The 15483-nt window shown below is 43.2% G+C and carries 16 protein-coding genes; 8 read left to right on the top strand and 8 right to left on the bottom strand.

Features of this window, described 5'->3' with window-relative positions; genetic code table 11:
- Positions 1-490: 490 nt before the first annotated feature.
- Entirely contained in the window at positions 491-1093 is a 603-nt protein-coding gene (locus VIB_RS08755) for a hypothetical protein (RefSeq protein WP_004395581.1), read from the bottom strand.
- A gap of 222 nt (positions 1094-1315) precedes the next feature.
- On the opposite strand from VIB_RS08755, the gene cydH reads away from it, so the two are divergent.
- Together cydH and VIB_RS08750 are read left to right on the top strand one after the other, a co-directional pair.
- Complete coding sequence (cydH, locus tag VIB_RS17610; protein WP_110167917.1) at positions 1316-1405, top strand: cytochrome bd-I oxidase subunit CydH; 90 nt, start codon at positions 1316-1318, stop codon at positions 1403-1405.
- An 18-nt stretch (positions 1406-1423) separates the two neighbouring features.
- On the top strand, positions 1424-2614 hold the full coding sequence (locus VIB_RS08750) for a patatin-like phospholipase family protein (protein WP_004395580.1): 1191 nt from the start codon (positions 1424-1426) through the stop codon (positions 2612-2614).
- Positions 2615-2700: 86 nt separating this feature from the next.
- On the opposite strand, the gene pyk is transcribed toward VIB_RS08750, so the two are convergent.
- A complete protein-coding gene (pyk, locus tag VIB_RS08745) occupies positions 2701-4146 on the bottom strand; it encodes a pyruvate kinase (protein WP_004395579.1) in 1446 nt (481 codons plus the stop codon).
- A 273-nt stretch (positions 4147-4419) separates the two neighbouring features.
- Between pyk and mlc the strand changes: the two genes are divergently transcribed.
- Both mlc and VIB_RS08735 read left to right on the top strand, forming a co-directional pair.
- Positions 4420-5637 carry a sugar metabolism global transcriptional regulator Mlc gene (gene mlc, locus VIB_RS08740; RefSeq protein ID WP_004395578.1) on the top strand — a complete coding sequence of 406 codons (1218 nt, stop codon included), beginning with the start codon at positions 4420-4422 and terminating at the stop codon, positions 5635-5637.
- A 126-nt stretch (positions 5638-5763) separates the two neighbouring features.
- The gene (locus tag VIB_RS08735) at positions 5764-6705 is read left to right on the top strand and encodes a chemotaxis protein CheV (RefSeq protein ID WP_040904416.1); all 942 of its coding nucleotides are present in this window, start codon (positions 5764-5766) and stop codon (positions 6703-6705) included.
- 90 nt (positions 6706-6795) lie between these two features.
- Here the strand turns inward: VIB_RS08735 and VIB_RS08730 are convergent, their stop codons facing one another.
- On the bottom strand, positions 6796-7536 hold the full coding sequence (locus tag VIB_RS08730; RefSeq protein ID WP_004395576.1) for a YciK family oxidoreductase: 741 nt from the start codon (positions 7534-7536) through the stop codon (positions 6796-6798).
- A gap of 135 nt (positions 7537-7671) precedes the next feature.
- Here VIB_RS08730 and sohB point away from each other — a divergent pair, with 135 nt between their 5' ends.
- The gene (gene sohB / locus VIB_RS08725) at positions 7672-8733 is read left to right on the top strand and encodes a protease SohB (RefSeq protein WP_040904869.1); all 1062 of its coding nucleotides are present in this window, start codon (positions 7672-7674) and stop codon (positions 8731-8733) included.
- 20 nt (positions 8734-8753) lie between these two features.
- Here the strand turns inward: sohB and rrtA are convergent, their stop codons facing one another.
- The gene (rrtA, locus tag VIB_RS08720; RefSeq protein WP_040904413.1) at positions 8754-9323 is read right to left on the bottom strand and encodes a rhombosortase; all 570 of its coding nucleotides are present in this window, start codon (positions 9321-9323) and stop codon (positions 8754-8756) included.
- Positions 9324-9326: 3 nt separating this feature from the next.
- Here rrtA and VIB_RS08715 point away from each other — a divergent pair, with 3 nt between their 5' ends.
- Positions 9327-9938, top strand: a complete 612-nt coding sequence (locus VIB_RS08715) for a tRNA-uridine aminocarboxypropyltransferase (protein WP_004395573.1) — start codon at positions 9327-9329, stop codon at positions 9936-9938.
- Between the two features lie 11 nt (positions 9939-9949).
- Here the strand turns inward: VIB_RS08715 and VIB_RS08710 are convergent, their stop codons facing one another.
- The 4 genes from VIB_RS08710 to soxR form a co-directional block, all read right to left on the bottom strand.
- Positions 9950-11275 (bottom strand): anti-phage deoxyguanosine triphosphatase, encoded by a 1326-nt coding sequence (locus tag VIB_RS08710; protein WP_004395572.1) that lies wholly within the window; start codon positions 11273-11275, stop codon positions 9950-9952.
- A 97-nt stretch (positions 11276-11372) separates the two neighbouring features.
- On the bottom strand, positions 11373-11957 hold the full coding sequence (yfbR, locus tag VIB_RS08705; RefSeq protein ID WP_004395571.1) for a 5'-deoxynucleotidase: 585 nt from the start codon (positions 11955-11957) through the stop codon (positions 11373-11375).
- 271 nt (positions 11958-12228) lie between these two features.
- Positions 12229-13251 (bottom strand): tryptophan--tRNA ligase, encoded by a 1023-nt coding sequence (trpS, locus tag VIB_RS08700; RefSeq protein WP_004395570.1) that lies wholly within the window; start codon positions 13249-13251, stop codon positions 12229-12231.
- A gap of 297 nt (positions 13252-13548) precedes the next feature.
- Positions 13549-13992 (bottom strand): redox-sensitive transcriptional activator SoxR, encoded by a 444-nt coding sequence (gene soxR, locus VIB_RS08695; protein ID WP_040904412.1) that lies wholly within the window; start codon positions 13990-13992, stop codon positions 13549-13551.
- A gap of 94 nt (positions 13993-14086) precedes the next feature.
- Between soxR and VIB_RS08690 the strand changes: the two genes are divergently transcribed.
- Both VIB_RS08690 and VIB_RS08685 read left to right on the top strand, forming a co-directional pair.
- Positions 14087-14509 carry a RidA family protein gene (locus VIB_RS08690; RefSeq protein WP_040904410.1) on the top strand — a complete coding sequence of 141 codons (423 nt, stop codon included), beginning with the start codon at positions 14087-14089 and terminating at the stop codon, positions 14507-14509.
- 61 nt (positions 14510-14570) lie between these two features.
- Positions 14571-15452, top strand: coding sequence for a DMT family transporter (locus tag VIB_RS08685; RefSeq protein WP_004395569.1), 882 nt, complete (start codon positions 14571-14573; stop codon positions 15450-15452).
- Positions 15453-15483: the final 31 nt, after the last annotated feature.

The following is a 15483-nucleotide window of genomic DNA, read 5'->3' as shown; positions in this document are numbered from 1 at the left end:
AGGTCTAATTGTTAAAATATTGTTCCATCATCCATGAAAGTGTAAAAACGTAGATTTACCTGTGGTCTATGTGGTTATTTGTTGGAATATTATTCTGTTGTTGTCGATGTGTGTTTGCGTAATCTGAAATAATCAGCTGCGCATTAATTGAGAGACTACAGAGAACTTTTAAAAATGGCAATACAATGTAAACGGTTTGTTGTTAGTGATAGATAGCGGCATTCAAGTTATTAAAGCACAAATCTAGGGATATATTTGTGCTTTTGGTTGTTAACTGAATCAATTCGCTCTATTGAACGTCATTATCCATTGATAAAACTGTATTTAACAACAGAGTGCTTGACTAAAAAATCACCAGTTAGTGGTCGGTACTTCTAGTAACGATTGATCTTGTAAGGTTAAATTTGGTTGGAGATAAATGGCTTCATAGCTATGATTCGCAATCAGGGAGACGATAAAGCGTTTTCCATACTAACCAGCGATGAATAGCTTAAAAACGTAAGCCGAGCCCTAGATTAAAAGCAAATTGATTCATCCAATTGGAGCGAAAGCCAATCACACAGCCATTATTTTGCTCAAGTTGACAAATAGCGCTGGTATCGTTGTCAACCATAGTGCCAAGCCATCGGAAATGCGATGTAATGGTGAGGTTCGAGGCAATCTTGTAGTCTATACCTGCAAACACGCTGGACGAGAAGCCATATTTATTATTAACCCAGTCAACATCAGCGTATGAGCCACCCAGTCCTACACCAATAAACGCAGAACTTTTGGATTCTAGAGGGTAATAAATACTACTTTGGAAGTGCAGATAATGCATGGTGGCTTGATTATCGATTTGTTCAACTTGTGATGATTGATGGCTATAGAAAAAACCGATGCGTCCGGTTTGAAAGGAGGTTTCGATGGCTAATGCGATATTTTCCGATGGTTTAATGTCGTAGTGACGTTGCTGCTGATCTTCCACTTTGCCACCCAAGGTATAGCCAAAGTAAGGCGTCACATACAGTTCACTTTTTACTGGGAAGGCGAGTAAGCTCAATAGTAGGGGTAGCATAAACTGGGGGTAGAATAGCAATCCATGATGTCGCATTGTGATACTCCTTAAGTACAATTATCTATCCTACTATAGGATAGGATAGGATAGTGAGTGAAGACTCCCACTGCTCCGATAACTAAGAGTAAAAGCTTTGTTTGCTGCTCGTTCTGCGAGGATAAATGTGATAATCACTTGATATTTGTGTGGAAAAAAACGACAGTATAAAGGATTAGTGTATGCTTATGTTGTCATTCAGTGATTCTCAAGGAGAGGTGTATGGAACGCGATCTTAAACACGCATTAATGATTACCGCGGCAATATTTGCTGTTCTTATCGGATATGGTTTAATTACTATCGCCAATTAAAAGCTAGAGGTTCTGCTTATGGTGAACAGTGGAACAGTCTCAGGGCTAGAATCGAGAGTCGACACTGTTCGGCTCTCGAAGTTTCTGACTGGTAAAAATAGCTTAGTCGCCCAAGGTGGAGGGCAGCGGGGGATTTTTACTGCAGGTGTATTAGATGCTTTTATGCTGTCTAATTTTGACCCGTTTGATGAATTTTATGGTACGTCAGCGGGCGCGTTAAATCTTTGTTCCTATCTATGTCGTCAGCACGGTTTAGGTAAAGCTTTCATTCTCGAGCTAACCACCGATCCGCAATTTTTTCATTTATTCAGTTATATTCGACGTAAACAATACATGAATTTAGACTGGGCGCTCGATAAAATCAGCGATTATCCTTATCGTTTAGATTTGGACATGGGGCGACATGTCTTGGGCCAGCGCCAAGCTTTTGCTGCGGTGACGGAGGCTCAGTCATTAACCGATGCTTATTTTCCGATGTTGGGTGACGATTGGCGAGAAGTGCTTATCGCTACCTGCGCGATTCCAGGCTTATATACTCAAGAGGTTTCATTAGGTCAACATTGCTATATTGATGGTGGAGTGTCAGCATCCATCCCCGTTCAACAGGCTTGGCGTCAAGAAGCACGTTTTATCACGGTCATCCGGACTGAAACGTTAGAGGAAGAAGACCAACAAAATGCATTCGCAGAGCAAGAGTCTGATTCTCAGGTTAAATGGTTACGTGAATCGGTGAATCATATCCAGCAACATTGGCAAAATAAAATGTTGCAGTGGAAGCAAGATTGGAGTGGTTTTCTTCAGCAACAAATCGCCAAGGCTCAACAGCTCAAGAAAGAGCAAAAACATCTCGATGTGTTAAATGGTGGACGTTGGTTGTTTGGTGCCGACAATATTTATCGGTTAAGCCATCTGTTGGGGAATAAATTTGATGCGGGGCTCGCAGATATGTTGATGGTCCATTATCAAACCTATTCATTGACCAGTGACTTTCTTCATACACCACCAGATGATGCATTTATTTTACAAATTGTGCCAAGTGAGCCACTGAAATCAAGTTCCTTACTCAGTAGTCAGGAAGCGTTGCTTTATGACTACGAGTTAGGTCTACAAGCTGGCTACCGATTTATTGAAACCTTTGAACAGGCTAAGCGACTCGTGACTCAGCGTCCTAATCCTCCTGTCATTGATCCTTTTTATGGCGATCAATAGGAGGAGAGTGATTTATTGGTATTCTTTTTCCCATATAAAACTCAATGTCATTCGGGTAGGTACGTTCCCTGTACCTACCGCTCAGATTAAAATACCGGCAAGATCCGCATACAGTTGGTGGTTCCTTCTACATCCATAATATCACCTTGAGTAATGATCACCAGATCGCCAAACTCGAGGAGCTTTTTGTCTTTTAGGGCTTGTAGGGCGGCTTGAGCCACCTCCGCTCCCTGACCATGGTTGCTATCAAAATAGAATGGCGTTACCCCTCGATAGAGCGCGCAACGGTTCAGAGCATGCTCATTACGAGACATGGCGAAGATAGGTAATATCGAGTTAAGGCGTGAGGTCATTAGCGCAGTTCGCCCTGACTCCGTTAACGTGACCATCGCTGTTACTCCTTCAAGATGATTGGCGGCATAAATGGTCGACATCGCTATTGTTTCTTCTTCGGTTTGGAAAGCGCGATCGATACGATAATTTTGTTGGCTGGCTTCAATCATTTTTTCTGCGCCGACACAGACTTCGGCCATAGCTTTGACGGTCTCTACTGGGTATTTACCAGCGGCGGTCTCTCCTGAAAGCATGACTGCGTCAGTGCCATCAAGTACGGCATTGGCGACGTCCATCACTTCTGCTCGGGTTGGCATTGGATTGGTGATCATCGACTCCATCATTTGAGTTGCGGTTATCACGATGCGATTGAGTTCTTTTGAACGACGAATCAGTTTCTTTTGCACCGCGATTAACTCAGGATCACCAATTTCGACACCAAGGTCGCCTCGCGCAACCATAATGACATCAGAGGCGCGAATAATATCATCGATATTTTCATCACAAGATACCGTCTCTGCACGCTCAACTTTGGCCACTAATCTTGCATTCAGTCCTGCTTCGCGAGCCAAACGCCGAGCATAATCCATATCTTTCCCATTGCGTGGAAAAGAGATCGCTAAATAATCGACGCCAATGTCAGCTGCCAGCACAATGTCTCGCTTATCTTTTTCTGTTAAGGCTTCAGCAGAAAGGCCACCGCCTTTTTTATTAATGCCTTTATTATTGGATAATGGTCCGCCGATAAGAACGGTAGTGTGGATTTTACTTCCTTCTACAGCGGTGACTTGCAACTGAACTCTGCCATCGTCGAGTAATAAAATGTCTTCTGCCACAACGTCATTTGGCAAAGCTTTGTAATCAATGCCGACGGTGTGCTGTGTGCCTTCACCGAGTCCGAGTTCTGCATCTAAAATGAAACTGTCGCCTTCATTGAGAAAAACCTTGTCTTCTTTGAAGGTCGATACTCGAATTTTAGGACCTTGCAGGTCGCCTAATATCGCTACGTGTCGACCTAATCGTTGAGCAATTTCGCGAACTTTTTCCGCTCGTAAACGGTGATCATCTGCCGAGCCATGGGAAAAATTCATTCTGACTACATTCACCCCACAGCGAATAATCGTTTCTAACACACTACCTTGATCCGTCGATGGACCTAGTGTAGCGACAATTTTTGTTCTTCTTAACGCTGCGGTCATATTTTTCTCCTTGAAAGTCCGGCCAATAAGCGCAACCTATTGGATCTCAGTATAGACCTAAGTCTCTAAAAATAGAGGGTTTAGAAAAAAAATGACGATTTCTCGATCCAACACCCATCTTGGGTCTTTTGGTGGTGAAATCTGTGGTTTTGGGGTTAAAAACACAAACTCAAATTTATATGCGTGATGGCTGTCACGGCTATACATCAAGTTGCTTCACAATTAGTTCGCAAAGTAAAAAAATTGGCAGGTTATTGAAATCTGGAGTGCACCATGTATATGGCTCAACCAGGCCATATTGATCATATTAAACAGGTCAATGCTGGTCGTGTATATAAATTGATAGATCAAAAAGGCCCTATATCGCGCATTGACCTTTCTAAAGAGAGTGAATTAGCTCCGGCAAGTATTACTAAAATTACTCGCGAATTAATTGATGCCCACTTGATCCATGAAACGACGGTTCAAGAAGCGATCAGTCGTGGCAGACCTGCCGTTGGTCTGCAAACCAATAATCAAGGCTGGCAATTTCTTTCCATGCGCTTGGGACGAGGCTATCTGACGATTGCGTTGCATGAGTTGGGTGGTGAGGTATTGATTGACACCAAAATTGATATTCATGAAATCGATCAAGATGATGTTTTGGCGCGATTATTATTTGAAATAGAAGAGTTTTTTCAAACCTACGCCGCCCAATTAGATCGGGTGACAAGCATTGCGATTACTCTGCCGGGTTTAGTCAATTCACAGCAGGGCATGGTATTACAAATGCCCCATTATAATGTGAAAAATTTGGCGTTAGGTCCTGAGATTTATAAAGCTACTGGGTTGCCGGTATTTGTTGCGAATGATACTCGAGCTTGGGCCTTGGCAGAAAAATTATTCGGTCACTCTCAAGATGTCGATAATTCGATATTGATTTCTATTCACCACGGATTAGGGGCCGGGATTATCGTTGATGGGCGAGTATTACAAGGTCGTTATGGCAATATTGGTGAGCTTGGGCACATTCAAATTGATCCTCAAGGTAAACGTTGTCATTGCGGCAATATTGGCTGTCTTGAAACGGTGGCGAGCTCGCAAGCGATTCGCGATCAGGTGTCGTTACGAATTGCTCAAGGAGAACCGTCGTCATTAGCCGAACAAGAGACGATTTCGATTGAGGACGTTTGCTTGGCGGCTGCCAATGGTGATCCGCTCGCCGTAGACGTGATTGAGCAACTCGGACGTTATTTAGGCGCTGCGATTGCGATAGTGATCAATTTGTTTAACCCTGACAAAGTGTTAATTGGTGGGGTGATGAATCAAGCAAAAACGGTGTTGTATCCTGCGATTCAGCGCTGTATTGAAGAGCAAAGCCTTCCTGCCTATCACCAACATCTGCAGTTGGTTGAATCCCGTTTTTATAAACAAGCCACAATGCCAGGAGCGGCTTTAATCAAGCAAGCGCTCTACGATGGTTTATTATTAATGAAAGTGGTTGAAGGATAATTTTTCTTCGTTTTTTTTGCACGACAGTTTACATTGTTCGCCTAAATTAATGATCTACCCAAGTGCCTCACAGAAATTTAGGTATATACTGTAAACGATGGTGCTTTTCTATTAGCGGGATTTTCTATGTCGAGTATCTTAAATACGGTCGATCAGCGTACCAATTTGGTGGGAGAGAACCGCCTAGAACTGTTGCTGTTTAGTTTAAATAGTCGACAGATTTTTGCGATCAACGTATTTAAGGTACGTGAAGTAATCAAGGTACCGCCAACGACTAAAATGCCCGGTTCTCATCCGAACATTATGGGGGTTGCTTCTCTACGAGGTGTTGCGGTTCCGATCATTGATCTTCGTCGAGCGATTGGTTTTCCTGAAACCAAGCTGGATAATCAAGAGCACAACTTAATCATTACCGAATACAACCGTACCGTGCAGGGTTTTTTGGTTGGTCAGGTACGCAATATCATTAATACCGCATGGACCGAGATTCAGCCACCACCAAAGTCGGTTGGGCGTTCAAACTACCTGACCGCGATTACGCACATTAAAGAGCAAAATCAAAACCATATTGTTGAAGTGATTGACGTAGAAAAAGTACTCGCTGAAATCATCGACTATGATGTCTCGATTTCTGAACATGTGTTAGATCATGACATATTAGGTGAAATGGTTGGGCGTAACATTTTGATTGTTGACGACTCTTCCACCGCCCGCAAGCAAATTAAAGATACTTTATCTCAACTTGGCTTAAATATTATCGAGTGTTGGGATGGTTTAGAAGCCTTGAAGCTACTAAAATCATGGTGTGATGAAGGTAAAGATATCAATCAAGAGCTGTTGATGATGATCACCGATGCCGAAATGCCAGAAATGGATGGTTATAAGCTGACTTATGAAGTGCGTAACGACCCGCGCATGGCGAGTTTGTACATTACGCTGAATACCTCACTCAGTGGTAGCTTTAATGAGGCGATGGTACAAAAGGTCGGTTGTGATAAATTCATCTCCAAATTCCAGCCTGATTTACTGGTGCAAGCGGTACAAGACCGATTACGTGATACCTTATGATCAGCGCATAACGAATGACTCAAAACCCCGTCGTTGATATCGAATTAGCGACGGGGTTTCTATTTTCCGAGTGAATGTGTTTGAAGTGGATTATTTCGGTTGTGCGTCAAGACATTGGCCATGCACGTGTTGGCTCTCTCTGGCCATTAAATAGAGATAAAGCGGCATGATCTCTTGCGGCGTTTTCAAGCGGTTAGCATCTTCTTGTGGATACGCCTTGGCGCGCATGGCGGTACGTGTCCCACCAGGATTAATCGCGTTGACTCGTAATGGGGTATCACGTAGCTCATCGGCGAGGATCTGCATCATCCCTTCAGTAGCAAATTTTGAAATAGAATAGCTGGCCCAACCTGAACGGCCACTGTGACCCACCGTCGAGCTGGTAAATACGATTCGACCTTGTGGCGAGCGCTTAATCAAAGGTAAAGCGGCTTGAGTAAGCAATAATTGAGCTTTGACATTGACTTGCATCACCTGATCATAAGTGTGTTCGGTAATCGCTTCAAAGGGGCTGATTTCGCCTAATAACCCAGCGCTATGCAATAACCCATCCAGTTGACCACATTGCTGCTCTATATTGTGGATCAAGGTTTGGTAATCGTATCTGCTGGCCTTTTGCATATCTAAGGCGATCACTCGGGCTTCAGGGTATCCAGCACTGACAATTTCAGCGTAGGTTTGTTGCAGTTTATCTTCGCTGCGACCGAGTAAAATGACCGTTGCGCCATGGGCGGCGTATGTAATAGCAGCTTGTTTGCCAATACCATCACTGGCACCAGTGACTAAAATAACCTTATTTTGTAAAGCATCAACAGCAACAGAGTAATTCACGTCAGATTCCTTTTGGTTATAATCTCGAATCTAATCCAACTTTGGCAGTTCAACCGTCCGAGATGAGGTTTTACTTTAAGTCTTTGTGACAAGGTGGTTACAATACACCAATTCGTATTAAAGAGGATGAGCACTTTGGAATTTTTATTAGATTACGGGCTGTTTCTAGCCAAGATTGTCACTGTGTTGGTGGCGTTAGTCGTGATCTTGGTGATGATAAAATCGGGTGGTGGTAAATCAGGCGCCAATAAAGGCGAGCTAGAAATCACCGACTTAACCGAGCAACATAAAGCAACCGTAGAGCGTTTAGAATCTTATCTGCATGATGAAGCGTTTTTGAAAGCACGCGATAAAGCAGAGAAGAAAACGGAAAAAGAGCAGAAAAAAGCCAAGCAAAAAGCACTCAAACAGGCAGAGAAAGAGGGTGAGCTAGACTCTAAACGCGAGCCGCATCTATTCGTGCTCGATTTTCATGGCAGTATTGACGCCAAAGAAGTCAGTTCATTACGTGAAGAAGTGACCGCAATTTTGGCCGTGGCTCAACCAGGCGATGAAGTGCTGGTTCGGTTAGAAACCGGTGGTGGCATGGTTCATGGTTACGGACTGGCCTCATCACAGCTTGATCGCCTCAAAGCCGCTCAGCTTCCTTTGACGATTGCCGTCGATAAAGTGGCTGCCAGTGGCGGTTATATGATGGCTTGTATCGCCGATAAAATTGTTGCCGCGCCGTTCGCAATTGTCGGGTCAATTGGGGTTATTGCTCAAATCCCTAATTTTCATAAATTACTTAAACGCAATGATATTGAATTTGAACAGCTTACTGCTGGCGAATACAAACGAACTTTGACGATGTTTGGTGAAAACACCGATAAAGCCCGTGAGAAATTTAAGCAAGAGCTGGAAGAAACCCATGGTTTGTTTAAAGACTTTATCCGTGACCACCGCCCAGCACTTGATCTAGACAAAGTTGCCACTGGTGAGCATTGGTTTGGCAGTCAAGCCAAAGCATTAGGCTTAGTGGATGAGATTGCCACGTCAGATGATTTGATCGTCAACGCATGCAAAGAAAAGACCGTTCTTGCGGTGCGTTATGTGCGTAAGAAAAAACTCGCCGATAAGCTCGCCGGAACGGCCAGTCAAGCAGCGGATGCGGTACTGCTGAAATTGCTCAGCCGTGGGCAGCGTCCTTTGATGTAATATAAAGAGAACTTGGTTTTCTAATCCGCGCCGTGACTTAAGTCGCGGCGTTTTTTTATCAGCAGAAACTGAATCAAACCTAACGTCAGTCCACCTAGGGTGCCTGCTAAATGGGCTTCGGTGGCGACTCGGGCTTCAATTAATTCAGCGGTCATCATGGATGCCCCGAACCACTGCTCCCAAGCGACTTTAGCGATGACGCCAAGCACTAGCCATAAGCTACTGCGGCGGCCATGTAACCACTCTAGTAGAGCAAAGTAAGCAAATAAACCGTGCAGTACGCCAGACAGGCCAACATACAGTGTCATGTCGCTAAAAAAAATACTTATCCCGACCGATAAACTCAGCATACTTAAGACGAAGAATAATGACTTAATGCTAGGCATAAATAAAAAGACGATAACCCAGAGACCGGCGAGGTTCATCCCTAAATGGGCAAAGTTGGTATGGGTGAAATTTCCTGTTAGGATCCGCCACCACTGGCCGCGCTCAATCTCGGTCAGTTGCCAAGCGCTGAACTCAGCGAGTGGGGAAAACTGTAAGCCTAAACAGGCTAAGCTCAGCAAAATTAACCCTAGGTAGATATTCACGCTATGTCTCGATATTGTTCTCAATGTGGTAAAGCTCATAAAGTTTGTTTTTGTTCAGCTATCGTGCGGTTAGAGTCAGCCATTGAGCTTATCATACTCCAGCACCCAACTGAGCAGAATCGCCCACTTGGGACGGCGCGCATTTTAGCGTTATCGCTCCCTAACAGCCGTTTATTGATCGGCGAGGATTTCACGACACACCCCGAGCTTAATCGTCTATTGGCTGAGGAAGAGGTGCAGCATATGGTGCTGTATCCTAGCCAGCAATCTATCTGCGCTTCGAGTAAGCCATGGTCTGGTCGGCCTCACAAACTGCGGGTCATTTTACTCGATGGTACTTGGAAGAAAGCGTATAAAATGTGGCAGCTATCGACCAATTTACATCCGCTACCTTGTTTGCATTTGCCCACGGATCTCGAAGGTAATTACCGGATCCGTAAAGCGCCCAGTGAAAATAGCTTATCGACCGTTGAAGCGGGTTACCACCTATTGCAGTTGGCGCAACCAGAGCAGGATTATTCACCACTACTGACGGTGTTTTCACAGATGATCGATACCCAGATTCAGCACATGCCGCCAGAGATTTTTGCTAAGCACTATCTTCAAGATCAATAAAAACGCCGAACTCACAAGCTATGGGAGGAAAACAGCTCTTGATGCATCCTTTGTGCATAGCCGTCGGTCATGGCGGCAATATAGTCACAAATCACCCGCATCCCACCACCGAGGTGCTGCTCTGCGCTTTGCCATTTTTCTTGTGTTCCATGAGGTAATAAACGTTCAGGGTCGGCGGCCAGCGCTTCAAACAAATCCATAATAATTTGTTGGCCTTTATATTCAAAACGCTGAACTTGTGGCACTTGAATGACATATTGGCTGACAAATGACTTTAAGACTTCCAACGCATCGGCCATCGCTGGCTGTAGATAAGCATTAAACGCCAGCAATGGGCTTGCAAATGGATGATCGACCGGATGAATGCTGATACTGGTTAATAGCGCGTTGACCATGCCGCCTATCGCATCTTTACGAATATGATGCTGGCCGGAAAAGAGCATGTCAGTGAGCGTATGAGCATGCTCTGCAAACCAAGCGTCGCCACTGTTAAGCAGTGGGATTTCCGCTGCTTGCTGCCACTGCGCTTTGGTGACTAAACCAAGCACAATCGCATCTTCTAAATCATGCACTCCGTAAGCAATGTCATCGGCCAGCTCCATAATCGAGCAATCTATCGATTTAAAACGGGTTTTCTTATGCTGATAAGGGGCGCAGGCTTGGTCGCGCATTTCACTCAGTTGTTGCCTATCTTGTTCACTCAGCGGTGAGAGAACCCATTCAAACCCTATCTGATCACCGTCATAAATGCCCTTAGCCGGAGACCAAGCTTTGGCTTTTAGTTGTCGCTGGTGGGGCACGGCTTCAGGAATTTTCTCAGCGCGAGTCTGACTTAATAGTGCGGGATATTTTAATAGCCCCAGCAGAGTACGACGTGACAGATTCATCCCATGATGCTCTGTATAAGGCTCTAAACTGGTGACAATCCGAAACGTCTGCGCATTGCCTTCAAACCCACCATGCTCACGCATCATATAATTGAGCGCCACTTCACCGCCATGCCCATAAGGCGGATGGCCAATATCGTGAGCAAGGCATAACGCATCAATCAAACTGTCAGAAGGTAACAGACTACGAAATTCCGGTTGTTTAAGTTTCAGCTGAGCCACAATACCAGTACCAATTTGCGCGGCTTCTAAAGAATGGGTTAAACGCGTGCGGTGAAAATCATTTAAGTAGGTGCCATGAACTTGAGTTTTGGCTTGTAAACGCCGAAAAGCCGCCGAGTGGAGGATCCGCGCTCGGTCGCGCTGAAAAGGGCTGCGATGATCATCACGGCGAATCTTATGTTCATCATCATTACGCGCGTGCCATTCTGGTGGAAGGGTGATCTGCATACTGAGCGACTCCTAAAGGATGTTTGTAAAAGGTATACCCTCTCTACCTGCAACTCCAAGTTATTTGGCTATACAATTTGTTTAGCTACAGAGTAGATTAGCTTATTTCGTCGAGTGTTAATTCAAAACTTGGAGCAAAAGTTTGCAGAAAGTAGACCATTTCTGGGGTCTGACGCTCTTTTAGCGTAACATCCAAGCGCTTTTTAGCCAGAGCATATTCGTGGTTGCCAGCACTCAGCTCTTCCAAACATTTCAGATAGGCGCACAAACTGTCGGCTTGTTTGACGATGGTGGCATCTTCACTGTGAGCCGCTTCAGTGAGTAGAAAAGGTTTAAAATCGTCTTGAAACTCTTCCGGCAACATGGCTAGTAGGCGCTGTTCAGCGGCGGCTTCGATTTTTTTATACTCTTTAGCAATATCAGGGTTAAAGTATTTAACGGGTGTAGGCAAATCGCCAGTTAACACTTCACTACTGTCGTGATACATGGCCAATAACGCGATACGCTCAGGGTTGAGTTGCCCGGCAAATTTTTTGTTTTTTATCACAGCCAGCGCGTGAGCAACAAACGCCACTTGCAGGCTGTGTTCAGAAACGTTTTCTTTGGAGATAGAACGCATCAGCGGCCAGCGTTGAATTAATTTCATCCGTGCGAGGTGAGCAAAAAAGTGGCTCTCTTTCATAGCAATAGACATCCTTGCTTAATGGGATTAATGGATCTCGTCAACTGAGTATAACGTTATCTCTCTATGACTTGAAGTTAGCACTTTGCCGCGACAAACTTGCAGCGGCAGTGAGTAGAGTGACATTCGTTCACCAGGGTAACGTGTTTTTATGTTTATGGGGATATGAGAGCCATTGATGGCTCTCACCAAAGGTTAGCCTAACGCGGCGTAAAAGTTTGCTCGATAGATTGGTCATATCACAGGATGCGTAGCTGAAACGTTAAGTTATTCAGAAAATATTTAGTCCAAAGATATCTTTTACAACAAAAAGTACTTTTTCCGTCTTTTCTCTAGATACTTGGCTACCTTTCGCCAATATATCAATTAATTGAGCCTTATCACTTAAAAATTCAGCTCTTCTTGTCCTTATTGGTCTGAGCATATCTTGTAAACATTCCTCTAATACTTTTTTTGTCGTGCCATCTCCGAGCCCACCACGTTGATAATGATCTTTTAGCTGGTTGATATAGTTTTGATCGGGGTGAAACGCATCGAGGTACGTAAATACAATATTGCCTTTAATAGTACCAGGATCTTGGATTCTGAGGTGGTTAGGGTCGGTATACATAGATTTCACTGCTGCGGAGATCTCTTTTTCAGTCGCGCCAAGATTAATGGTATTTCCCATTGTTTTAGACATCTTATTTTTACCATCTGTGCTAGGTAAACGTGATGCATTGCTTAACAAGGGCCTACACTCGTTCAAAACGATTCGTCCTGCTAATAAATTAATCTTTCTAACTATCTCATTAGTTTGTTCAAGCATTGGCAACTGGTCATCCCCAACTGGAACCAATGTTGCGTTAAAGCCAGTAATATCAGCTGCTTGAGATATAGGGTAGGTTAAAAAGCCTGCAGGAATTGATCGTTCAAAGCCTTTGCTTTGTATTTCACTTTTGACCGTTGGGTTTCTCTCTAATCGACTGATTGTCACAAGATTGCTGTAGTACATAGTCAATTCAGCAAGAGCAGGAAGTTGTGATTGAAGGCAAATTGTCGTTTTACAGGGGTCGATACCAACGGCAAGATAATCCGCGACAACATTCAGAATATTAGATGATACTTTGTTCGGATTGTGAGCATTGTCTGTAAGACCTTGCATATCAGCAACAAGAACAGTTTGCTCGTGAATATCTTGTAAAGCGACCCGTTGTTTTAAAGAGCCGACATAATGCCCCAAGTGCAATGGGCCAGTAGCTCTATCGCCAGTTAAAATTACTTCCGATTTTTCAGTGTATTGAGTTGTATTCATTGATAGATCTCCTAGTAAAAATAGATTGCTACTGGAGATACAAGAGAAATTACAGTCTTAGCTACCTTCCAGCAGCTTAAGAATGTAAAAATTCCGTGCCGCTCTAAATAGAGCGCCACCAGAAAAATAATGATGAAGGTTTGGAAATGTTTTTCATTTTTGCAACTTATCAACAATTCTTTTGAAAATCAACTTTATAGAGAAGCGATTTCTTATTGATAAACTTAGCTAAAACACAGTTATCAGAGAGGGAAATTGAAACGCTTTAATAAACATAGTGGGCTACCTAATGTATGATCAAATAATTCTCTGCGCTCCTTGTCTTTGCTGATTCAGGTTGTCTTCTGGATTAATTAGGTGACATTTCTTCATACTCAAGCAGCCACACCCGATACATCCTGAAAGATTGTCTTTTAATGATTGGATTTTTGCTATTTTATGGTCGAGGTCTTGCTGCCATTTATTTGCAACTCTCTCCCAATCTTGCTTTGTGGCCGCTTGATTCATTGGTAAGGTGCTTAACTCTTTTGCTATTTCTTCTAATGTAAACCCTACAGATTGAGCGACTTGAACGAGTGCAATTCTACGTAGCATCGAAGGTAAATAACGGCGTTGATTACCATTGGTTCGAAAGGAAGCAATTAAACCTTTAGCTTCATAAAAACGTAAAGCCGATGCGGCTACACCACTACGTTCGGCTAGTCGTCCAATAGTTAGATAATCATTTCTGCTCACAGTCATTTCAACTTTTGTTAAATTATCGCTTTACTTAAAGTTAACTTGAGCTTTTATACTCCTGCTTACTTTTGAATTCAACGTATAAAAGGTCATTATTATGCTAAAACTAAAGCCAGTCTTCCATAATCCACCAGAGATTTTTAATCCAACACCATTTGGTTTTTGTCATACAGTAAAGGCACCAAGCAAAGGAGAGCTAGTTTACATTTCGGGCCAAAGTGGTGGTGAAGGTATTGAACATAAGCTTAGTAGTGATTTTCGTTATCAGGCTTGCACTTTATTATCAAACCTAGAAATTGCACTTACTTCCCATGAGCTTAGTTTTGATGATGTTCTAAAGATCACTGTTCTTATCGTTGATCATGATAGTGAAAAGCTGAATATTTGGAGTAAAGAGATGCAAAAACGCTGGTCGTCAGATACGTTACCCGCAAGTACTTTAATTCCAGTACCTAAGTTAGCCCTTGATGGTATGCTAATTGAGGTTGATACCATTGCATTTAAGTCAGCTCGACTGTAGCACTATATTCAAGATCACTTTTTTGACACTACAAGCTTATTAAATGCATTGGTATTTTATTATGTTTAAAAACTACTTAACTCTACTCGGCATTGGGCTGATTTGGGGATCACAATTTATTTTTCAAGAGAATGCATTAGAGGCATTCAATCCAGTATGGATAGGTACATTGCGTGCAATATTCGGTGTAATCACCTTGTTTATTATCTGCCGGGTCATGCGAATTAGTGGTGATAGTAAACAGTGGCGACTTTATACTGTTATTGGTTTACTTGAAGCAACGATTCCTTTCATTCTTATACCTTTTGCTCAAAAAGAGTTGAGCAGTTCAGTAACAGCGATATTAATGGGTACACTGCCTTTTTATACACTGCTTCTTGCTCCTGTGTTTATAAAGAATGCAAGGATCAGTAAAGGCAATCTGCTAAGTGTCATCGTTGGGTTTAGTGGTTTAGTTGTCCTTTTTTACCCAGATTTAATGTCAACATCTTCAAGACTTAGTCTCATTAGCGTCATTGCAGTATTATTTGCTGCGGTATGCTTTGCTGTTGCCTTGCTCCTACTTAACCGAGTTAAAGAAGAACATCCACTAATAGTGGCAAGAAATGTTCTTTTTATGGCGAGTATTCAATTAATTATAATTTCTCTTACCACAACGATGACATTTACACAAAAACCGCCCTCTTTGAGTGCCTTTGCTGCTGTCATCTATCTTGGTGTCATGTGTGCGGGAGTGGTTTATTACCTTTATATGATGAGTATCAAGAACGCAGGTGCTGTTTTTACTTCGATGACCAATTATCTTGTGCCCGCAGTAGGTGTATTAATCTCTGCGCTGATCGCTAATGATACTATCCAGATTACATCATGGCTGGCTCTTGGGATTATTTTATCGGCCCTTCTAATGCATCAAATGGCTGTAAAGTATGGACAGAAAGCGTAGTCGAAGTGATTAAGGACAGAAGACATAGATC

The sequence above is a fragment of the Vibrio metschnikovii CIP 69.14 genome, assembly GCF_000176155.1.
Taxonomy (GTDB): domain Bacteria; phylum Pseudomonadota; class Gammaproteobacteria; order Enterobacterales; family Vibrionaceae; genus Vibrio; species Vibrio metschnikovii.
The sequence above is the reverse complement of the archived record's forward strand: the minus strand, read 5'-3'. Positions and strand labels throughout refer to the sequence as shown.

What these genes read in the sequence shown, in the direction of transcription:
- VIB_RS08735 (WP_040904416.1), top strand. Translation starts at nt 5,764, where the DNA reads ATGTCGAGTATCTTAAATACGGTCGATCAGCGTACCAATTTGGTGGGA.
- cydH (WP_110167917.1), top strand. Translation starts at nt 1,316, where the DNA reads ATGGAACGCGATCTTAAACACGCATTAATGATTACCGCGGCAATATTT.
- VIB_RS08750 (WP_004395580.1), top strand. Translation starts at nt 1,424, where the DNA reads ATGGTGAACAGTGGAACAGTCTCAGGGCTAGAATCGAGAGTCGACACT.
- VIB_RS08755 (WP_004395581.1), bottom strand. Translation starts at nt 1,093, where the DNA reads ATGCGACATCATGGATTGCTATTCTACCCCCAGTTTATGCTACCCCTA.
- trpS (WP_004395570.1), bottom strand. Translation starts at nt 13,251, where the DNA reads ATGAATACAACTCAATACACTGAAAAATCGGAAGTAATTTTAACTGGC.
- VIB_RS08685 (WP_004395569.1), top strand. Translation starts at nt 14,571, where the DNA reads ATGTTTAAAAACTACTTAACTCTACTCGGCATTGGGCTGATTTGGGGA.
- pyk (WP_004395579.1), bottom strand. Translation starts at nt 4,146, where the DNA reads ATGACCGCAGCGTTAAGAAGAACAAAAATTGTCGCTACACTAGGTCCA.
- VIB_RS08690 (WP_040904410.1), top strand. Translation starts at nt 14,087, where the DNA reads ATGCTAAAACTAAAGCCAGTCTTCCATAATCCACCAGAGATTTTTAAT.
- yfbR (WP_004395571.1), bottom strand. Translation starts at nt 11,957, where the DNA reads ATGAAAGAGAGCCACTTTTTTGCTCACCTCGCACGGATGAAATTAATT.
- mlc (WP_004395578.1), top strand. Translation starts at nt 4,420, where the DNA reads ATGTATATGGCTCAACCAGGCCATATTGATCATATTAAACAGGTCAAT.
- VIB_RS08715 (WP_004395573.1), top strand. Translation starts at nt 9,327, where the DNA reads ATGTCTCGATATTGTTCTCAATGTGGTAAAGCTCATAAAGTTTGTTTT.
- soxR (WP_040904412.1), bottom strand. Translation starts at nt 13,992, where the DNA reads ATGACTGTGAGCAGAAATGATTATCTAACTATTGGACGACTAGCCGAA.
- VIB_RS08710 (WP_004395572.1), bottom strand. Translation starts at nt 11,275, where the DNA reads ATGCAGATCACCCTTCCACCAGAATGGCACGCGCGTAATGATGATGAA.